The 17,257-nt window shown below is 59.3% G+C and carries 16 protein-coding genes; 2 read left to right on the forward strand and 14 right to left on the reverse strand.

Annotated elements, in window-relative coordinates:
• A complete protein-coding gene (locus CFter6_RS21555) occupies nt 1-876 on the forward strand; it encodes a proteasome-type protease (RefSeq protein WP_061541658.1) in 876 nt (291 codons plus the stop codon).
• Between the two features lie 65 nt (nt 877-941).
• On the opposite strand, the gene panB is transcribed toward CFter6_RS21555, so the two are convergent.
• The 7 genes from panB to CFter6_RS21590 all read right to left on the reverse strand — a co-directional run bounded on the left by panB (nt 942) and on the right by CFter6_RS21590 (nt 6,915).
• Nucleotides 942-1,799 carry a 3-methyl-2-oxobutanoate hydroxymethyltransferase gene (gene panB, locus CFter6_RS21560; RefSeq protein WP_236904440.1) on the reverse strand — a complete coding sequence of 286 codons (858 nt, stop codon included), beginning with the start codon at nt 1,797-1,799 and terminating at the stop codon, nt 942-944.
• On the reverse strand, nt 1,774-2,421 hold the full coding sequence (locus CFter6_RS21565; protein WP_061541660.1) for a deoxynucleoside kinase: 648 nt from the start codon (nt 2,419-2,421) through the stop codon (nt 1,774-1,776). The genes panB and CFter6_RS21565 overlap by 26 nt, the downstream gene beginning before the upstream one ends.
• Nucleotides 2,422-2,498: 77 nt before the next feature.
• A complete protein-coding gene (gene folK / locus CFter6_RS21570) occupies nt 2,499-2,999 on the reverse strand; it encodes a 2-amino-4-hydroxy-6-hydroxymethyldihydropteridine diphosphokinase (protein WP_061541661.1) in 501 nt (166 codons plus the stop codon).
• Nucleotides 2,996-4,387 (reverse strand): polynucleotide adenylyltransferase PcnB, encoded by a 1,392-nt coding sequence (gene pcnB / locus CFter6_RS21575; RefSeq protein ID WP_061541662.1) that lies wholly within the window; start codon nt 4,385-4,387, stop codon nt 2,996-2,998. Before pcnB ends, folK begins: the two co-directional genes overlap by 4 nt.
• Nucleotides 4,384-5,058 (reverse strand): histidinol-phosphatase, encoded by a 675-nt coding sequence (locus tag CFter6_RS21580; RefSeq protein WP_061541663.1) that lies wholly within the window; start codon nt 5,056-5,058, stop codon nt 4,384-4,386. The genes pcnB and CFter6_RS21580 overlap by 4 nt, the downstream gene beginning before the upstream one ends.
• Nucleotides 5,055-5,756, reverse strand: a complete 702-nt coding sequence (gene hda, locus CFter6_RS21585; protein WP_061541664.1) for a DnaA regulatory inactivator Hda — start codon at nt 5,754-5,756, stop codon at nt 5,055-5,057. Before hda ends, CFter6_RS21580 begins: the two co-directional genes overlap by 4 nt.
• Nucleotides 5,757-5,832: 76 nt before the next feature.
• Entirely contained in the window at nt 5,833-6,915 is a 1,083-nt protein-coding gene (locus CFter6_RS21590; protein WP_061541665.1) for an AI-2E family transporter, read from the reverse strand.
• A gap of 275 nt (nt 6,916-7,190) precedes the next feature.
• On the opposite strand from CFter6_RS21590, the gene purM reads away from it, so the two are divergent.
• Entirely contained in the window at nt 7,191-8,243 is a 1,053-nt protein-coding gene (gene purM, locus CFter6_RS21595; RefSeq protein ID WP_061541666.1) for a phosphoribosylformylglycinamidine cyclo-ligase, read from the forward strand.
• Nucleotides 8,244-8,320: 77 nt separating this feature from the next.
• On the opposite strand, the gene can is transcribed toward purM, so the two are convergent.
• The 7 genes from can to recN form a co-directional block, all read right to left on the reverse strand.
• Nucleotides 8,321-8,989 (reverse strand): carbonate dehydratase, encoded by a 669-nt coding sequence (can, locus tag CFter6_RS21600; RefSeq protein WP_061541667.1) that lies wholly within the window; start codon nt 8,987-8,989, stop codon nt 8,321-8,323.
• 296 nt (nt 8,990-9,285) lie between these two features.
• On the reverse strand, nt 9,286-9,885 hold the full coding sequence (locus CFter6_RS21605; RefSeq protein WP_061541668.1) for a chalcone isomerase family protein: 600 nt from the start codon (nt 9,883-9,885) through the stop codon (nt 9,286-9,288).
• A 218-nt stretch (nt 9,886-10,103) separates the two neighbouring features.
• The gene (gene dnaJ / locus CFter6_RS21610; RefSeq protein ID WP_061541669.1) at nt 10,104-11,228 is read right to left on the reverse strand and encodes a molecular chaperone DnaJ; all 1,125 of its coding nucleotides are present in this window, start codon (nt 11,226-11,228) and stop codon (nt 10,104-10,106) included.
• 125 nt (nt 11,229-11,353) lie between these two features.
• Entirely contained in the window at nt 11,354-13,288 is a 1,935-nt protein-coding gene (gene dnaK, locus CFter6_RS21615) for a molecular chaperone DnaK (protein ID WP_061541670.1), read from the reverse strand.
• A 105-nt stretch (nt 13,289-13,393) separates the two neighbouring features.
• Nucleotides 13,394-13,933 (reverse strand): nucleotide exchange factor GrpE, encoded by a 540-nt coding sequence (gene grpE, locus CFter6_RS21620; protein ID WP_014007824.1) that lies wholly within the window; start codon nt 13,931-13,933, stop codon nt 13,394-13,396.
• A gap of 496 nt (nt 13,934-14,429) precedes the next feature.
• Nucleotides 14,430-15,530, reverse strand: coding sequence for a ferrochelatase (gene hemH, locus CFter6_RS21625; protein WP_061541671.1), 1,101 nt, complete (start codon nt 15,528-15,530; stop codon nt 14,430-14,432).
• A gap of 22 nt (nt 15,531-15,552) precedes the next feature.
• A complete protein-coding gene (gene recN, locus CFter6_RS21630; protein WP_061541672.1) occupies nt 15,553-17,223 on the reverse strand; it encodes a DNA repair protein RecN in 1,671 nt (556 codons plus the stop codon).
• Between the last annotated feature and the right edge of the window lie 34 nt (nt 17,224-17,257).

Genomic DNA, 17,257 nt, shown 5'->3' on the forward strand with positions numbered 1-17,257 from the left:
ATGACTTACTGCGTTGCCCTCCGCCTGGAAACCGGCCTGGTTTTTCTTTCCGATTCACGCACCAATGCGGGTGTCGACCATGTCGCCACCGCGCGCAAGATGAGCGTGTTCGAAAATCCCGGCGAACGCCTGATGGTGTTCATGACCGCCGGCAACCTGTCGATTTCGCAATCGATCAAACAAGTCATCGGCGAGCACGTGAATGCCGCCGGCAAAACCATCTGGACCGCAACCTCGATGTATGAAGCGGCGCAGATCGTCGGCGAAGCGGTACGCGTCGTGTACGACCGCGAAGCGCTGAAGCTGGAGAAATTCGGCATCGACTTCAATGTCGGCATCATTTTCGGCGGCCAGATCAAGGGCGAGGAGTGCCGCCTGTTTCAGGTGTATGCCGCCGGCAATTTCATCGAATCGCTGAACGAGAACACCTATTTCCAGATCGGCGAAGCAAAATACGGCAAGCCGATCCTGGACCGCGTGATCACGCCCGCCTCGACCCTCGACCAGGCGGCGAAATGCGCGCTGATCTCGATGGACTCCACCATGCGCTCCAACATCTCGGTCGGTTTGCCGCTGGACCTGCTGCTGTATGGGGCGGACACGCTGGCTGTGACGCGTTTCGTCACCATCGACGAGAAAAACCAGTACTTCCAGATGATCCACGAGAACTGGGGCAAGCAGCTGACCAATGTGTTCAACGGCCTCGCCGATCCGGTCTGGAACGCCAATCCGGACACCGTCCCGAATGTCGTGCTGGCCAAGGGTTCAGCCAGCGAACCGCTGGTGCTGGCACCGCCCCTGGCAAACCCCGGCGTCAGCCAGGTGGCGCCGCTGCAAACCCTGGCACAGGGTGCGGACAACAAAGAACAGCACTGAAAATCGAGATATCAGCAAAAACGGCGGCGCATTGCGCCGCCGTTTTCATTGCCGCCGCCGGAATCTCAGAAACAGTGCTCAGGCGCCGGAAACGACTGGTTTTTCACCGCGCTGACATAAGCCAGTACAGCCGCATCGATGCTGGCCTGGCCTTCCATGAAGTTTTTCACGAATCGCGCCTTGTGGCCGGGGAACACCCCCATCAGGTCGTGCATCACCAGCACCTGGCCCGAGCAGTCAGGACCGGCGCCGATGCCGATGGTCGGGATCGTCAGCAGTTCGCTGACTTCCTTGCCCAGCGCTGCCGGAATCGCTTCCAGCACCAGCAGGCTGGCGCCCGCCTCTTGCAGCGCCAGGGCGTCGGCTTTCAGCTGTTCGGCAGCCGCATGCGACTTGCCTTGCACCTTGTAGCCGCCCATCTGGTGCACCGACTGCGGCGTCAGGCCGAGATGGCCGCAGACCGGGACCGCGCGTTCGGTGAGGAAACGCACGGTAGGCGCCAGCCAGGTGCCGCCTTCGATCTTGACCATCTGCGCGCCGGCCTGGATCACCGGCACGGCGTTGGCAAATGCGCTTTCCGGCGTGGCGTAGGCGCCGAACGGCAAGTCGGCCAGCACCAGCGCGGTGTGGTTGCCGCGCGCCACGCTGGCGGTGTGGTAGACGATGTCCTGGATGGTGACCGGCAAGGTTGAGCTGTGGCCCTGGCATACCATGCCGAGCGAATCGCCGATCAGCAGGGTTTCCACGCCGCAGCGGTCCATCAGGGCGGCGAAGCTGGCGTCGTAGCAAGTCAGCATGGTGATTTTTTCACCTTTGTCGCGCAAGGCCTGCAGCGCCGGGATGGTGATCGGCTTGCTACGTGCCGCGGGTCGCTGCCTTGTAAATATCCTGCCATTGTCATTCTCCACGATTGAAAAATTCACGCTTGCCGCGCATGCCGTCGATGCGCGCCAAGAGCAAGCTGAAATCGGCATCGTTGCCGGCCAGGTCCAGGTGTTCGTTATTGACGATCATCAGCGGCGCTTCGTCGTAGTGATAGAAGAAGCGGCTGTAGCTTTCGCACAGGCGCGCCAGGTACTCCGGCGAAATGCTTGCTTCCATCTCGATGCCGCGCTTCTTGATGCGCTCTATCAAGGTTTCGGGCTCCGCCTGCAGGTAAATCACCAGGTCCGGCGTCGCCGCCTGCGGCCGCAGGTGGTCGTACATTTGCTGGTACAGCTTGAATTCCTCGTCGGCCAGCGTCAGGCGGGCAAAGATCGGATCCTTGGCCAGCAGGAAATCGGCGACCAGGTGGCCGGGGCTGTCGAACAGGTCGTTCTGCGCTGAATCTCGCAGCTGGTTGATGCGCTGGAACAGGAAGAACATTTGCGTCGACAAGGCATAACGCGGCGCATCGCGATAGAATTTTTCCAGGAACGGATTGGCTTGCGGCTGCTCCAGCAAGACCCGGCCGCCCAGGTGCATGGCGATCTTGTTGACCAGCGTGGTCTTGCCGACCCCGATCGGGCCTTCGACGACGATGTACTTGTAGCTGTCTAGATTCATGTTTAAGAAGTGTGCTGCATACGTGAAGGGGACAGTGTGCCAGAAGCCGGCGCAGGCTGCCCCGATGAAACCAATCCCTATATCTTGCGGATGGCCTGGTCCGCGACCTGCGGGGCAAACTGGTGCGCCGGGCCTTGCTTGGGAATGACGATGAAGGGATCCAGCTGCAACAGCGGGATCAGGACAAAAGCGCGCTGCGTCATGCGCGGGTGCGGCACGGTCAGCACCGCATCGGCGAAGGTCGACTGACCATACAACAGCAGGTCCAGGTCCAGCGTGCGCGGGGCATTCGGATAGGGGCGCTGGCGGCCGAAATCCTGTTCGATCTGTTGCAAGCCTTGCAGCAAGGCATGCGCGTCCAGGCGGGTCTTGATGCGCGCCACGGCGTTGGTGTAATCGTCACCGCCGGCGTCCAGCGGCGCCGTGCAAAACAGGCTGGACTGGGCATCCAGGCTGGTGTCAGGCAGTTTGCCGAGCTGCAGGATGGCGCGCTGCACCTGGCCGCTGGCGTCGCCCAGGTTGGCGCCGATGCCGATGTAAGCAGTGACCGCTTCGGCGGCAGGAGAAATTGCCGTCATTGACCACCTTGCTCATCATTACCGCGGCCGCCCGCGCTGCTGCCGGTGTTGACACCCTTGGCGCCGCTGCGCGAACCGCGCCGGCGCGGACGTTTTTTGGCAGGCGCCGCTTCGGCGGCAACCTTCGGCTTTTGCGCCAACAGCAATTCGCGCTCGCTGCCGTCGCCTTCCATGAAGCCGGTCCACCACTCGCCGATTTCGCTGTCGATCTCGCCCGAGGCGCAACGCAGCAGCAGGAAGTCGTAGCCGGCGCGCAGGCGCAGGTGTTCCAGCAGCTTGTACGGCGCTTTGCCGACCCGGCGCTCAAAGCGCGGCTGCATGGCCCAGATGTCGCGCATGTCGGAAGCGATCTTGCGCTGCAAAGCCAGTTTGTCGGTCTGGGCTTCCAGCACATCGTCGGCCGCCAGGTGCAGCGCCGGGATCGGGAATTCGCCGGCCGCCTTGTAGGCCGTCCATTTTTCCAGCACCTGGTGCCACAACAGCGATGCAAACAGGAAACCGGGGGAAACCGGCTTGCCCTGCTGCACCCGGACGTCGGTATTGGCCAGCGCCAGCGTGACGAACTTTTCGCCCAGCGGCTGCTCCAGCACGACGTCGAGCAAAGGCAGCAGGCCGTGATGCAAACCTTCCTTACGCAATTGCTGCAGGCAAGCCAAAGCATGGCCGCTCATCAGCAGCTTCAGCATTTCATCGAACACCCGCGCCGCAGGCACATTGTCGATCAGCGCCGCCATCACCGGTATCGGCGCCCGCGTAGCCGGATCGATCGTAAATTTGAGCTTGGCGGCGAAGCGCACGATGCGCAGCATGCGCACCGGATCTTCGCGGAAGCGTGCTTCCGGTTCGCCGATAATGCGCAAGGTCTTGGCGCGGATATCGTCGATGCCGCCGTGGTAATCGAGCACGCTCTCGGTGGCCGGATCGTAGTACATCGCATTGATGGTGAAATCGCGCCGCACCGCGTCTTCGTGCTGTTCGCCGAAAGTGTTGTCGCGCAAGACACGGCCGTGCTCGTCTTTCGGCGAACCGTCCGAGGAAGCACCGCGGAAAGTGGTGACTTCGATCAGTTCCTGGCCAAACATCACGTGCACGATCTGGAAGCGCTTGCCGATGATGAAGGCGCGCCGGAACAGGCGCTTGACCTGTTCCGGCGTGGCATTGGTGGCGACATCGAAATCCTTGGGTTTCACGCCCAGCAGCAGGTCGCGTACCGCACCGCCGACGATAAAGGCCTTGAAGCCGTTATCCTGCAGGGTCTTGGTGACCCTTACCGCATTCGGCGACACCAGCTGCGGATTGATGCCATGCTGTTTCGGGCCGAGTATCAACGGTTGGGTGGGATCTTTTTTCTTTTTCCCAAGGATGGAGCGAATCAGCTTCTTGATCATTGCGCGTCGAATAAATTCAGGATGGGCCAGCCGTTGGCAATTGCATGCTCTTTCAGGCGGGCGTTCGGATTGGTTGCAACAGGGTCGGTGACCAGCGCCATCAGCGGCAGGTCGTTGTGCGAATCGCTATAGAAAAAACTGCGCGGAAAACTGGCCAGCGTCATGTCCATGGTCGCCAGCCAGGCCCGGGTGTGGGTAACCTTGCCGGGGCCGTAGGTCGGCGTATCGGCCAGCTTGCCGGTGATCTCGCCGTCGCCGGTGGTTTCCGGATCGGAGGCGATCAGGAAATCGACGCCCAGGGCCTTGGCGATCGGCTCCGTCACGAAACTGTTGGTGGCGGTCACGATCGCCACCAGGTCGCCGGCGTCCTGGTGCTGCTGCAGCAAGTCGCGCGCCGCCGGGGTAATCTGCGGCAGGATCACCTGCGCCATGAACTGTTCATGCCAGGCGTCGAGCTGCTTGCGCGGGAATTTCGACAAGGTGCCGAACGCAAATTCCAGGTATTTGACCGGATCCAGCGTACCGGCCTGGTATTGGGCAAACCATTCGGCGTTGCTCTTTTCAAAGGCGTCGGGATCGACTGCGCCGATGCGCGCCAGGAACTGCCCCCATTCATAGTCTGAATCGACAGGCAGCAGCGTATGGTCAAGGTCGAATAGGGCCAGATTCATAGTGATTGTTTATCTTCGGATTCGAGTTGCAACAAGCTGCGTAGCAAGGGCAGCGTTATGGGGCGCTGGGTTTCCAGCGAATAGCGGTCGAGTTCGTCCAGCATGGCTGACAAAGACCGCATGTCGCGCCGGAAATGCGTAATCAGGTAGGGTAACACGCCGCTCGACAGATGCAGGCCGCGCGCTTGCGCCGCATGGGTCAGGGCGGCGATCTTTTCTTCGTCGCTCAAGCCGTGCAGCTGGTAAATCAGGCCCCAGCCGAGGCGGGTCCGCAAATCTTCGCGCACGCTCAGCTCGGACGGCGGCAGCTCGCCGCTGGTGACCAGCCAGCCGCCGTGTTCGCGGATCTGGTTGAACAGGTTGAAGGCTTCGATCTGGTCGTCGGCCGACAATTTGTCGCAGTTGTCGATCAGGTAGCCGGCCACGTCCGGCGAAAAATGGAAGGCATCGGCATCCTCATTCGGGCCGTGGATCAGGCGCGCGCTGGTGCTGCTGGCCAGCGCCTGCAGCACATGGCTTTTGCCGGCGCCGGCCTGGCCCCATAGGTAAACGAAGCGGTCGCCCGGCGCGGTGAGGGATTTTGCCGACGGCGCGACCAGACGCTGCAAGAACTGTAAGGCTTCTTGATTCTGCCCGACCACGAAAGTAGCCAGGGTCTGCGGCTCGTCCGCAGTAATGTCCAGCGTTAGCTGCCTCATTCTTGTTTCTTCACTTGTTACTTAAACTTAATCAATTTGGGGAGCAATATAGGGGCATACGGAAGCGATGCATGCTTCACGTATTATAAAAGCTGCTGCTCAGGTAATGTGCGCGCACATGCTTGACCACCACCGACATAATCGCCGAACACGGCAGCGCCAGCAGTATGCCGACAAAACCGAACAGCTGGCCGAAGGCCATCAAGGCAAAAATCACCACCAGCGGATGCAGGCCGATGCGCTCGCCTACCAGCCGCGGCGTCAGGATAAAACTTTCCAGCACCTGGCCGATGCCATACACGATGGCGACCGCGATCAGCCCGTGCCAGCCGCTGAACTGCAGCATCGCCGCGATCAGCGCCAGCGCCAGCCCAAGGCCGAAACCGACATACGGGATGAATACCAGCAAACCGGTAATAATGCCCACTGGCAACGCCACATCAAAACCGGCAATCGCCAGCCCGGTCGAATAATAAATCGCCAGAACCAACATTACCAGCAATTGGCCGCGCAGATACTGCGCCAGCAGGCTATCCACCTCTTGCGTCATGTTGCCGGTCTTGCCTTGCCAGCGGCGCGGCACCAGGCGGCTCAGGCGCGCGACGATCGAATGCCAGTCCTGCAGCAGGTAAAACAGCACTACCGGCACCAGCAGGATAGTGGCAAGCCAGCCCAGCACCGCCGTGCCGCCGACCTTGACCGAAGCCAGCACCGAGGTCCAGATTTCATCGCCGCTGGTGGACAGCTGCTTGGTCAGCATTTCCTTGATGCCGGTACCGTCCAGCCGCACATTGATGCCGAAATCCTGCAGATGCGGTCCGATCACGCCGTCCAGCTTGTTGAGGAAGTTGGGGATCTGGTCTTGCAGCAAGGGAAATTCCTTGCGCAGCACCGGCACCACGATCAGGATCACCGCCAGGATCGCGAACACCAGCAGCAGTATCACCACCAGCACCGCCAGCGCGCGCGGGAAGGGAAACTTGCCGATGCGCCTGCGCGCCAGCCAGTCGACCCCGGGATTGAGCGCATAGGCGAGGATGGCGGAGGCGATGAAAGGCGTCAGGATCGGTCCCAGAGCCACCATCAGCGCTATCAGCAACAGGCCCAGTCCCAGCCATAATGCGGTTTGTTTTTGTTCGTCGGTAAAAGAAAATGGCATGGAATCGAAAGTTTGATGGATCGGTTTGATAAAATACCGCTTTTACCGCGCAATAACCTGGCCGCAACCAAGCGATTGGAAAGTTAAAAACAAGCTAAAAACAAGACAAAACCCGTGGGAAAGCCGTATTTTCCACTGATTTACTGCTTGTTTGGCTGTTTTTGGCCGGTTATTTGACCTGACAGTTGATCTGAGAAGCAGCGCCGATACGGCGCCGAATCTCAGGTGCGTGGCCGAATTCCCCCTATTTTACCGCCTCTGCCGCCAATCACATCATGACTTCCACTTCAAACGTGTCCAACGTTCCTCTCTCTTATCGCGATGCCGGTGTTGATATCGACGCCGGCGACGCCCTGGTCGAAGCCATCAAGCCCTTTGCCAAGCGCACCATGCGCGAAGGCGTGATGGGCGGCATCGGCGGTTTCGGCGCCTTGTTCGAAATCAGCAAGAAATTCAAGGAGCCGGTGCTAGTGTCCGGCACCGACGGCGTCGGCACCAAGCTGAAGCTGGCTTTCCTGCTGAAGCGCCATGACACGGTCGGCATCGACCTGGTTGCAATGAGCGTCAACGACATCCTGGTGCAAGGCGCCGAGCCGCTGTTTTTCCTGGACTACTTCGCTTGCGGCAAACTCGACGTGCCTAGCGCCACCGACGTCATCAAGGGCATCGCCAAAGGCTGCGAGCTGGCAGGCTGCGCCCTGATCGGCGGCGAAACGGCTGAAATGCCGACCATGTACCCGGACGGCGAATACGACCTGGCCGGCTTCGCGGTCGGCGCGGTTGAAAAATCCAAGCTGATCGACGGCACCAAGATCACCCCGGGCGACGTGGTGCTGGGCCTGGCATCCTCGGGCGCGCACTCCAACGGTTATTCGCTGGTGCGCAAGATCATCGAAGTCGCCCAGCCAGACCTGGACGGCGACTTCCACGGCCGCAAGCTGGCCGACGTGCTGATGGAGCCTACCCGCATCTACGTCAAGCCTCTGCTGGCGCTGATGGAGTCGATGGAAGTCAAGGGCATGGTTCATATCACCGGCGGCGGCCTGGTGGAAAACATTCCGCGCGTACTGCAAGACAACCTGACAGCCGTATTGCACAGCGACAGCTGGACCATGCCGCCGCTTTTCACCTGGCTGCAGCAGCATGGCAAGGTGGCGGACGCCGAAATGCACCGCGTCTTCAACTGCGGCATCGGCATGACTGTCATCGTCGCCAAGGAAAACGCCGACGCTGCCGTCGCGCAATTGCAAGCTGCCGGTGAAACGGTCTACCGGATCGGTGAAATCCGCGCACGCGCCGAAGGCGAAGCACAGACTATCGTGCTGTAACTCCTGCTCGGTTAGCCTCAAAAGAAAAAGACGACCTCTCGGGGTCGTCTTTTTTTGCCGGACAATCTCAAGCTGCTTTAGTCTTCATAGCGCTTCAGGCTGGCGGCCATGCCTTTTTCCAGGTCCGACATGCAGCTGACGGTCACTTCCAGGTCGCGCAGCAGGCCGTCGCGCACGCCGTACACCCAGCTATGGATGGTCAGCGGCTGGCCGCGGTCCCAGGCATCCTGGACGATGGTGGTGCGGCAGATGTTGGCGACCTGCTCCATCGAATTGAGTTCGCACAGGCGGTCGTGGCGCAGGCTTTCCGGCAAGGCCTCGCCCAGGTAACGCTCATGCTTCTGGTGCACGTCCTCGACATGGCGCAGCCAGTTGTCGGCCAAACCGACACGACGCTTGGTCAGCGCCGCATGGACGCCGGAGCAGCCGTAATGGCCGACCACAAAAACGTGTTTGACCTTCAGTACGTCTACCGCAAACTGCAGCACCGACAAGCAGTTCAGGTCGCTATGGGCAACCACGTTGGCGATGTTGCGGTGGACGAACAGCTCACCCGGCAGCAAGCCCAGCAACTCATTTGCCGGCACCCTGCTGTCGGAACACCCGATCCAGAAATACTCCGGCGCCTGCTGCGATGCCAGTTTTTTGAAAAACTCCGGATCGCGGGCGGTAATTGCCGCCGCCCACTCACGGTTTCTCTGGAAAAGGTCTTCTCGGGTCAGGGATTGCTTGTTGTTTGCTGTCATCGTTTTCTATTCAATAAAGTTCCATCTGCATGCTGTTTTTACAACACATGCACGACATCCTGGGCCTTATTTTATAGAAAGTTAGCTATTTCCATCGGCTTTTATCCGATATGCAGCATTCCCTTTGGCGCTAGTGTGGTGCTTCGTAAATGGGGGAGCCACAGAAGTATCGATTTTTTGTGTCAGGCTAGGCGCAAACCGGAGCGATAGTGGTGCTATCGCGAGGATTTGCAACGACGCATGGCACAAAAAAGCGGTGCTTATGTGGTTTCATCATTTGCGAAGCACTACACTAACTACCCGGTCTGGCCCAGCAACAGGAGCTTCAGTTTGCTGTCCGCCGGCTTCTCGCCCAGCCAGATTTTCAGCAAGGAGTTATAGAAAACCAGGTCAGGCAGCGTCTCCGATACCGGCTTACCGTTAAAGTGGATCTGGGTGCCGACGCCTGGAATCCAGTCGGTGGTCATGACGTCGCCTTTTTTAAGCTCCGGGATCGAGGCAAACAGCTCGCCGAATTTCAGCAGCTGGTTGACGATCTTCGACTTGTCCGCCTTGTCGACGTTGTTCTGGATGCCGCTCATGAAAGCACGGCTGAAATCTTCGCTGCTGACATCGCGCAGCATCACCAGTTCGATCCGGCGCGCGCCCGGGGCTGCCAGCACGTCCGGCACCGTGGTTTTCTTGTCGGATAAATATAAGGCCGCGGTATAGACCTTGAAAATGACCTTGTAGCGGATCCCGGCGCCGTTGAGCTTCAGGTCCTGGTTGCCGACCTTGGCGGTTTCTTCGATCTTGACGCCGGCCACGTCCACCGCAAATGCACCCTGCGCCAGGAACAGCGCAGACAATACGCAGGCGCAAGCCCCTGCACGCTTCAAACGAGCAACTACTTTCATGTCTCCCCCTATGTTTGTATATGGAGTTTGTATTGATCGCAAATAAAAGAACGATCGTTTTATTATTACCCTATACAGAATAGTGAGCTGGACAAAATTATGCAATAAAGAATTTGTTAACGATGATTAGGCAGTCCGCCCTATCTGAGGTAGCCGCCATGAAAAAAGCCGCCAACCTGCAAGGTTGACGGCTTTCATGAGCCCAGGAGCAGACCGGCTTACTCGAAGAACTCTTTCACCTTGTCTTTCCAGGACTTGCTCTGCGGGCTGTGCTTGGCGCCGCCTTCGCTGGTCAACTGCTCGAATTCCTGCAGCAGTTCCTTCTGGCGATCGCTCAGCTTGACCGGCGTCTCTACCACGACGTGGCAAAACAGGTCGCCGGCATAACCCGAGCGCACGCCCTTGATGCCCTTGCTGCGCAGGCGGAAAGTCTTGCCGGACTGGGTACCGTCGGGAATCGTGAAGGAAGCTTTGCCGTTCAATGTCGGCACTTCGATTTCACCACCCAGCGCCGCTTTGGCGAACGAGATCGGCATTTCGCAGTGCAGATCGTCGCCTTCGCGCTGGAACACCGCATGCGGCTTGATGTGGATTTCCACATACAGGTCGCCGGTAGGTCCGCCGTTCATGCCTGGCTCGCCGTTGCCGGACGAGCGGATCCGCATGCCGTCGTCGATGCCGGACGGGATTTTCACTTCCAGCGTCTTGTTGCGCTTGATGCGGCCGGCGCCGGCGCAAGACGGGCATGGTTCAGGAATGATCTTGCCGCTGCCGTGGCATTTCGGGCAAGTCTGCTGGATGCTGAAGAACCCTTGCTGCATCCTGACCTGGCCGTGGCCGCCGCAGGTCGGGCAGGTGACCGGCTCGGTGCCGGGTTTGGCGCCGCTGCCGTGGCAGGGTTCGCACTCGTCCCAGCTTGGCACCCGGATCGTGGTGTCGAAACCGTGTGCGGCTTGCTCCAGCGTGATTTCGAGGTTGTAGCGCAGGTCGGCGCCGCGGTATACCTGCGGTCCGCCGCCACGGCCGCCGCGGCCACCGCCGCCGCCGAAAATATCGCCGAAGATGTCGCCGAAGGCGTCGGCAAAACCGCCGCCGCCACCGCCGCCGCCCATGTTGGGATCGACCCCGGCATGGCCGTAACGGTCATAGGCCTCGCGCTTTTGCGGATCGGCCAGCATTTCGTAGGCTTCTTTCGCCTCTTTGAATTTTTCTTCCGCACCTTTGCTATCCGGATTGCGGTCCGGATGGTGCTTCATCGCGAGCTTGCGGTACGCCTTCTTGATCTCTTCATCAGTAGCGTTTTTCGCAACACCCAGTATTTCGTAAAAATCACGCTTCGCCATCTTTTTGCACCCTGTTGTTTAAGCGAAAACGCCGAACAGTGCTGCAATAGCATCTGCCCGGCGCATCTTCGCGCCGGTTTGCGGTTATACATTGCATAAATCGCAAACCAGCGCTGACGAAGATCTTACTTGTCTTTCACTTCCTTGAAGTCGGCGTCGACCACGTCGTCTTCTTTCGGCTTGGCTTCCGCACCCGCCGCACCGGCTTCAGCGCCGCCAGCGGCAGCTTGCTGCGCCTGCATGTCAGCGTACATCTTCTCGCCGAGCTTTTGCGCGGCAGTGGTCAAGGCAGCTGTCTTGTTATCGATGGCGGCCTTGTCGCTGCCCTTCAATACTTCTTCCAGTTCCTTGATCGCTGCTTCGATGCTAGCTTTTTCGCCGGCTTCCAGCTTGTCGCCATATTCAGCCAGCGATTTTTTGGTCGAATGGACCAGTGCATCGCCTTGGTTATGCGCTTCGGCCACTTCCTTCAGGCGCTTGTCTTCCTCGGCATTCGCCTCGGCGTCGCGCACCATCTTCTGGATTTCTTCTTCGGTCAAGCCGGAGTTGGCCTTGATGGTGATCTTGTTTTCCTTGCCGGTCGCCTTGTCCTTGGCGCCGACGTGCAGGATGCCGTTGGCGTCGATGTCGAAGGTGACTTCGATCTGCGGCGTGCCGCGCGATGCCGGCGGGATCCCTTCCAGGTTGAATTCGCCCAGGCCCTTGTTGCCGGCAGCCATTTCGCGCTCACCCTGGAACACCTTGATGGTCACGGCCGGCTGGTTGTCGTCGGCAGTCGAGAACACTTGGCTGAACTTGGTCGGGATGGTGGTGTTCTTCTGGATCATCTTGGTCATCACGCCGCCCATGGTTTCGATACCCAGCGACAATGGCGTCACGTCCAGCAACAGCAAGTCCTTGCGGTCGCCCGACAGGACCGAACCCTGGATCGCTGCGCCGACGGCGACGGCTTCATCCGGATTGACGTCCTTGCGTGGTTCCTTGCCGAAGAATTCCTTCACCTTTTCCTGCACCTTAGGCATGCGGGTCATGCCGCCGACCAGGATGATGTCGTCGATGTCGGAAACCTTGACGCCGGCGTCCTTGATAGCGATACGGCAAGGCTCGATGGTCTTGGCGATCAGCTCTTCCACCAGCGATTCCAGCTTGGCGCGGGTCATCTTCAGGTTCAGGTGGATCGGTGCACCGTTCGCCATGGCGATGTACGGTTCGTTGATTTCGGTCTGTTGCGACGACGACAATTCGATCTTGGCGCGCTCAGCGGAAGCCTTGATGCGTTGCAGAGCGATTGCATCCTTCTTCAGGTCGATGCCGTTGATCTTCTTGAACTCGTCCAGGATGTAATCGATGATGCGCTGGTCGAAGTCTTCGCCGCCGAGGAAAGTATCGCCGTTGGTGGACAGCACTTCAAATTGCTTTTCGCCATCGACATCTGCAATTTCGATGATGGAAACGTCGAATGTACCGCCGCCCAGGTCATATACCGCAATCTTGCGGTCGCCCTTTTCTGCCTTGTCCAGGCCGAAAGCCAGCGCAGCCGCGGTCGGCTCGTTGATGATGCGCTTGACGTCCAGGCCAGCGATACGGCCGGCGTCCTTGGTGGCTTGGCGCTGGGCATCGTTGAAGTAAGCCGGTACGGTGATCACGGCTTCGGTGACTTCTTCGCCGAGGTAGTCTTCAGCAGTCTTCTTCATCTTGCGCAGCACTTCCGCGGAAATTTGCGGCGGCGCCAGTTTCTGGTCGCGCACGCCTACCCATGCATCGCCGTTGTCGGCCTTGATGATCTGGTAAGGCATCAGCGCGATGTCTTTCTGCACTTCTTTTTCGTCGAACTTACGGCCGATCAGACGCTTGGTGGCGTACAGCGTGTTGGTCGGATTGGTGACTGCCTGGCGCTTGGCAGGAGCGCCGACCAGGATTTCGCCGTCTTCTTGATAAGCGATGATGGAAGGCGTAGTACGCGCGCCTTCCGAGTTTTCGATCACTTTTGGCTGACCGTTTTCGATAACCGAAACGCAAGAATTGGTGGTGCCCAAGTCAATGCCGATAATTTTACCCATGGTGTATGTCCTTTACTGAATATCTGATGAATGTTTGGATGGTCTGAATATAGGGAGCGAAAGCGCGCTTTCAAGCGCTAAACTGCTCGCTCCTGGCGTTTTTTTCTATTTTCCTTGCGCCACGACGACCAAGGCTGGCCGCAACAGACGATCGGCAATGGTGTAGCCCTTTTGCAGCACGGTCACCACGGTATTGGCATCCTGCTCGGCCGGCACTGTCGAAATAGCCTGGTGCTTCATCGGGTCCAGCTTCTCTCCAACTTCCGGCGAGATTTCCAGCAAACGGTTTCTTTCGAAGGCAGACGACAGCTGCTTGAGCGTCATTTCCACGCCTTCCTTGAGTGATTCCAGCGAAGGCGTTTCGATCTTCAGCGCCATTTCAAGGTTGTCCTTGACCGGCACCAGCGCCTCGGCAAAACCTTCGATCGCGAATTTATGGGCGCGGGCAATATCTTCCTGGGCCCGGCGGCGGATGTTTTCCGACTCGGCCTTGGCGCGCAGGAAAGCATCCTGCATTTCGGCGATCTTGGCTTGCGCTTCCGACAACTGGACTTCCAGCGTCGTTTCGGGAATTACCGCTGCATCTTCGGCAACCTGGCTCTTTTCCGTTTGCGCCTGTTCGTTCTGATTTTCCATGTGTTCCATTCAAAAATCTCCAACAATCAATAACTTACTAAGTATAGGAAGCCAAATGAGGCTAAGCCCTTACTTTTTCAAGGGTTAAAAAATGAGCGCCCTGATTTGGCTGCAGGCCGTGGTCCGGTTGCCGGGGGAATACATCAAACCTGGCAACAATTTGAAACAACATTTACCAGCCAGGGTTTGCTGCAACGCGACATCGGAACTAAGCTGTAGGTGTGGACTCCAACAAGCGAATGTTGCCTCACCCCAACAAACAAAAAGGGAAATATCGTGAAACTACCGTTAATTTCCGCATTTCTGGTCGTTTATATTTTGCTTGCAGCAAGCTGGATCAGCTATTCGCAACTGATCGCATTATATTGACTTTGGCTGATCGCCTTTGCAACTTGCAAAACAAGCAATAAACGCCCATATGCACCCGGCATTGGGCGCTCATTATAGTTGCGCCTTGCCGGAGCGGCGCACTCACACTCAAAATTTCTACGCCAGATAGGCTGTTCTATTGGCTTGCGCCCAGGCGCACAGCCTGTTGCCGCGACACCTCAGCCTGCTGCATCAATTCTTCCCGCTCGCTCTCGGTGGTAGGCCAGCCGATCATGTGCTCCTCTACCAGCGAGGCCATGCCGGTTATCCAGGCCGGTGCCTGGTTCAGGCAGGCAATGAAATGGAATTCCTTGCCGCCCGCCCTGAGGAAATCCTGTTTCGCCTCTATCGCAATCTCTTCCAAGGTCTCCAGGCAATCGCTGGTGAAACCCGGGCACATCACATCGACCCGGCCGACGCCCTGCTTCGCCAGTTTTTGCAAGGTCGGCGCGGTGTATGGCTGCAGCCATTCGGCCTTGCCGAAGCGCGACTGGAAAGTCAGCTGATACCGCTCCGGCCCCAGCCCCAGCTGCTGCGCCAGCAGGCGTGCGGTTTTCTGGCATTCGCAATGATAGGGGTCGCCCAGCAGCAAGGTACGCTTCGGCACCCCGTGAAAACTCATGATCAGCTGGTCCGGCGTGCCGTGCATCGCCCAGTAAGCCAGCACCGACTCCTTCAGCGCCTGGATGTAGGCTTCGTGATCGTGGTAGTGCTTGATGAAACGCAGTTCGGGGACATTGCGCACCCGGGCGTAGTGCGCAAACACCGCGTCATAGATCGACGCCGTGGTGGTCGCCGAATACTGCGGATACGCAGGCAGGACCAGGATCCGCTCGCAACCGTCCGCCTTCAGCTGGTCCAGCACTTCCGGTATCGAAGGCGAGCCGTAGCGCATTGCGTAAGCGACCTGCACCTGATGGCCGCGCTGCCCGAGGTAGCCGCGCAACAGGATCGCCTGCTTGCTGGTGTGGACTTTCAGCGGCGAGCCTTCATTGCTCCAGATGGAAGCATATTTGTGCGCCGATTTGCTGGAGCGGAACGGCAGGATCACGCAATGCAAGATCAGCCACCAGATCGCCCGCGGTATTTCCACTACCCGCGGATCGGACAGGAATTGCTTCAGGTAGCTGCGCACCGCCTTGGTGGTCGGCGCATCTGGCGTACCGAGATTGACCAGCAGCACCGCGCTCTTGCCGGCCTTGCCATGGGTGAACGGGGGTTCTTTACGGAATGCCATGCGGGAGCTCCGGGGAAAAAAGTTAGAGCGCCAGCAGCTCACGCGCATGCTTGCGCGTAGTTGCGGTAATCTCCAGGCCGCCCAGCATGCGGGCGATTTCTTCGATGCGGTTCTTGGCGTCCAGGCCGTCGATTGCCGATACGGTCTTGTTGCCCTGGCTTTGCTTGCTGACCTGGAAATGCTGGTTGGCCTGGCTCGCCACCTGCGGCAAATGAGTCACGCACAGCACCTGGCGATCCTGCCCCAGGCGCTTCAGCAAACGTCCGACTACTTCCGCCACGCCGCCACCGATGCCGCTGTCGACTTCATCGAAAATCAGGGTCGGGGTCGCGGTGGAACTGGAGGTAATCACTGAAATCGCCAGCGCTATCCGCGCCAGCTCGCCGCCGGAAGCTACTTTGGCCAAGGGCCGCGGCGCTACGCCGGCGTGGCCCGCCACCAGGAATTCCACCTGTTCGACGCCATAACTGGCCGCTTCGCAGGGATTCAGCGCAACCGCAAAACGGCCGCCGCTCATGCTCAGGTCCTGCATCGCCGCGGTCACCGCCGTGCCCAGCGCCTGGGCGGCCTTGGTCCGTGCTTTCGACAATTTTTGCGCCAGCCCCAGATAGCTTGCCTTCAGCTTTTCTTCCTGCGCCTTCATGGCGTCGAGATCGCTGGCGTCCGCCAGTTGCCGCAGCTGTTGCGATAATGTTTCCAGTTCCTGCGGCAGTTCGTCCGGCGCCAGCCGGAATTTGCGGCCGGCCGAATGAATCGCTTCCATCCGGTCCTCCACCTGGTGCAGGCGCGCCGGATCGAGCTCGACCCGGCTCAGGTAATCGTTGAGCGCGTAGACCGCTTCCTGCAGCTGGATGCGCGCCGGCTCCAGCGCTTCCAGCACCGGCTTGAGGCTGCTGTCGACATCCACCAGCTTGCCGATCTTCTGGTTCAGCGCCGACAACTGGGACAGCATCGGCGGCGTATCGTCTGCATCGTTTTCGGAAATCACGTTGAGCGCTTCCTGCGCCCCTTCGATCAGGCTGGCTGCATGCGACAGACGGCTGTGCTCATTGGTGATCTCATCCCATTCGCCGGGCTTGACCGCCAGCTTTTCCAGTTCGCCGACCTGCCATTCCAGGCGCTCCCGCTCCAGCAATACATTCTTGGCGTTGGTTTCGAATTCTTCGCGCTGGCGCGCCAGCGAACGCCAGCTTTTGAAGGCGGCCGCCACGGCCAGCAAATCGTCCTGCAAACCGGCTTGCCCATCCAGCAACAATCGCTGCGCGTCGCTTTTCAGCAAAGACTGGTGCGCGTGCTGGCCGTGGATATCGACCAGCATTTCTCCCAGTTCGCGCAGTTGTCCAGCGGTTGCCGCCACGCCGTTGATGAACGCCTTGGAGCGGCCGGCATTGTCGATCACTCGCCGCATCAGGATCACGCCTTCCTCGCTGGCGAACTCGTTCCGTTCCAGCCAGGTGCCAACTTCGCCGTCGGCCTCCCCCGCCAGTGCGAACTCCGCCGTCACATCCGCCTTGGCCGCACCTTCGCGCACCACGCTGGCGTCGCCGCGGCCGCCCAGCGCCAGCGCCAGGGCGTCGATCAGGATGGATTTGCCGGCGCCGGTTTCACCGGTGAATACGGTGAAACCGGCGGCGAATTCAAGCTCGATGGCGTCGACAATGACAAAATCGCGTATGGAAAGTGTGCGCAGCATGGGAGGGCTCAAAATAAGGATAAATGCAGAGGTG

The sequence above is a fragment of the Collimonas fungivorans genome, assembly GCF_001584145.1.
GTDB classification, from domain to species: Bacteria; Pseudomonadota; Gammaproteobacteria; order Burkholderiales; family Burkholderiaceae_D; genus Collimonas; species Collimonas fungivorans.

Excerpts from the sequence above, each read along its gene's own strand:
- CFter6_RS21555 (WP_061541658.1), top strand. The coding sequence starts at position 1 with ATGACTTACTGCGTTGCCCTCCGCCTGGAAACCGGCCTGGTTTTTCTT.
- CFter6_RS21565 (WP_061541660.1), bottom strand. The coding sequence starts at position 2,421 with ATGAATCTAGACAGCTACAAGTACATCGTCGTCGAAGGCCCGATCGGG.
- folK (WP_061541661.1), bottom strand. The coding sequence starts at position 2,999 with ATGACGGCAATTTCTCCTGCCGCCGAAGCGGTCACTGCTTACATCGGC.
- pcnB (WP_061541662.1), bottom strand. The coding sequence starts at position 4,387 with ATGATCAAGAAGCTGATTCGCTCCATCCTTGGGAAAAAGAAAAAAGAT.
- CFter6_RS21580 (WP_061541663.1), bottom strand. The coding sequence starts at position 5,058 with ATGAATCTGGCCCTATTCGACCTTGACCATACGCTGCTGCCTGTCGAT.
- hda (WP_061541664.1), bottom strand. The coding sequence starts at position 5,756 with ATGAGGCAGCTAACGCTGGACATTACTGCGGACGAGCCGCAGACCCTG.
- CFter6_RS21590 (WP_061541665.1), bottom strand. The coding sequence starts at position 6,915 with ATGCCATTTTCTTTTACCGACGAACAAAAACAAACCGCATTATGGCTG.
- purM (WP_061541666.1), top strand. The coding sequence starts at position 7,191 with ATGACTTCCACTTCAAACGTGTCCAACGTTCCTCTCTCTTATCGCGAT.
- can (WP_061541667.1), bottom strand. The coding sequence starts at position 8,989 with ATGACAGCAAACAACAAGCAATCCCTGACCCGAGAAGACCTTTTCCAG.
- CFter6_RS21605 (WP_061541668.1), bottom strand. The coding sequence starts at position 9,885 with ATGAAAGTAGTTGCTCGTTTGAAGCGTGCAGGGGCTTGCGCCTGCGTA.
- dnaJ (WP_061541669.1), bottom strand. The coding sequence starts at position 11,228 with ATGGCGAAGCGTGATTTTTACGAAATACTGGGTGTTGCGAAAAACGCT.
- dnaK (WP_061541670.1), bottom strand. The coding sequence starts at position 13,288 with ATGGGTAAAATTATCGGCATTGACTTGGGCACCACCAATTCTTGCGTT.
- grpE (WP_014007824.1), bottom strand. The coding sequence starts at position 13,933 with ATGGAACACATGGAAAATCAGAACGAACAGGCGCAAACGGAAAAGAGC.
- hemH (WP_061541671.1), bottom strand. The coding sequence starts at position 15,530 with ATGGCATTCCGTAAAGAACCCCCGTTCACCCATGGCAAGGCCGGCAAG.
- recN (WP_061541672.1), bottom strand. The coding sequence starts at position 17,223 with ATGCTGCGCACACTTTCCATACGCGATTTTGTCATTGTCGACGCCATC.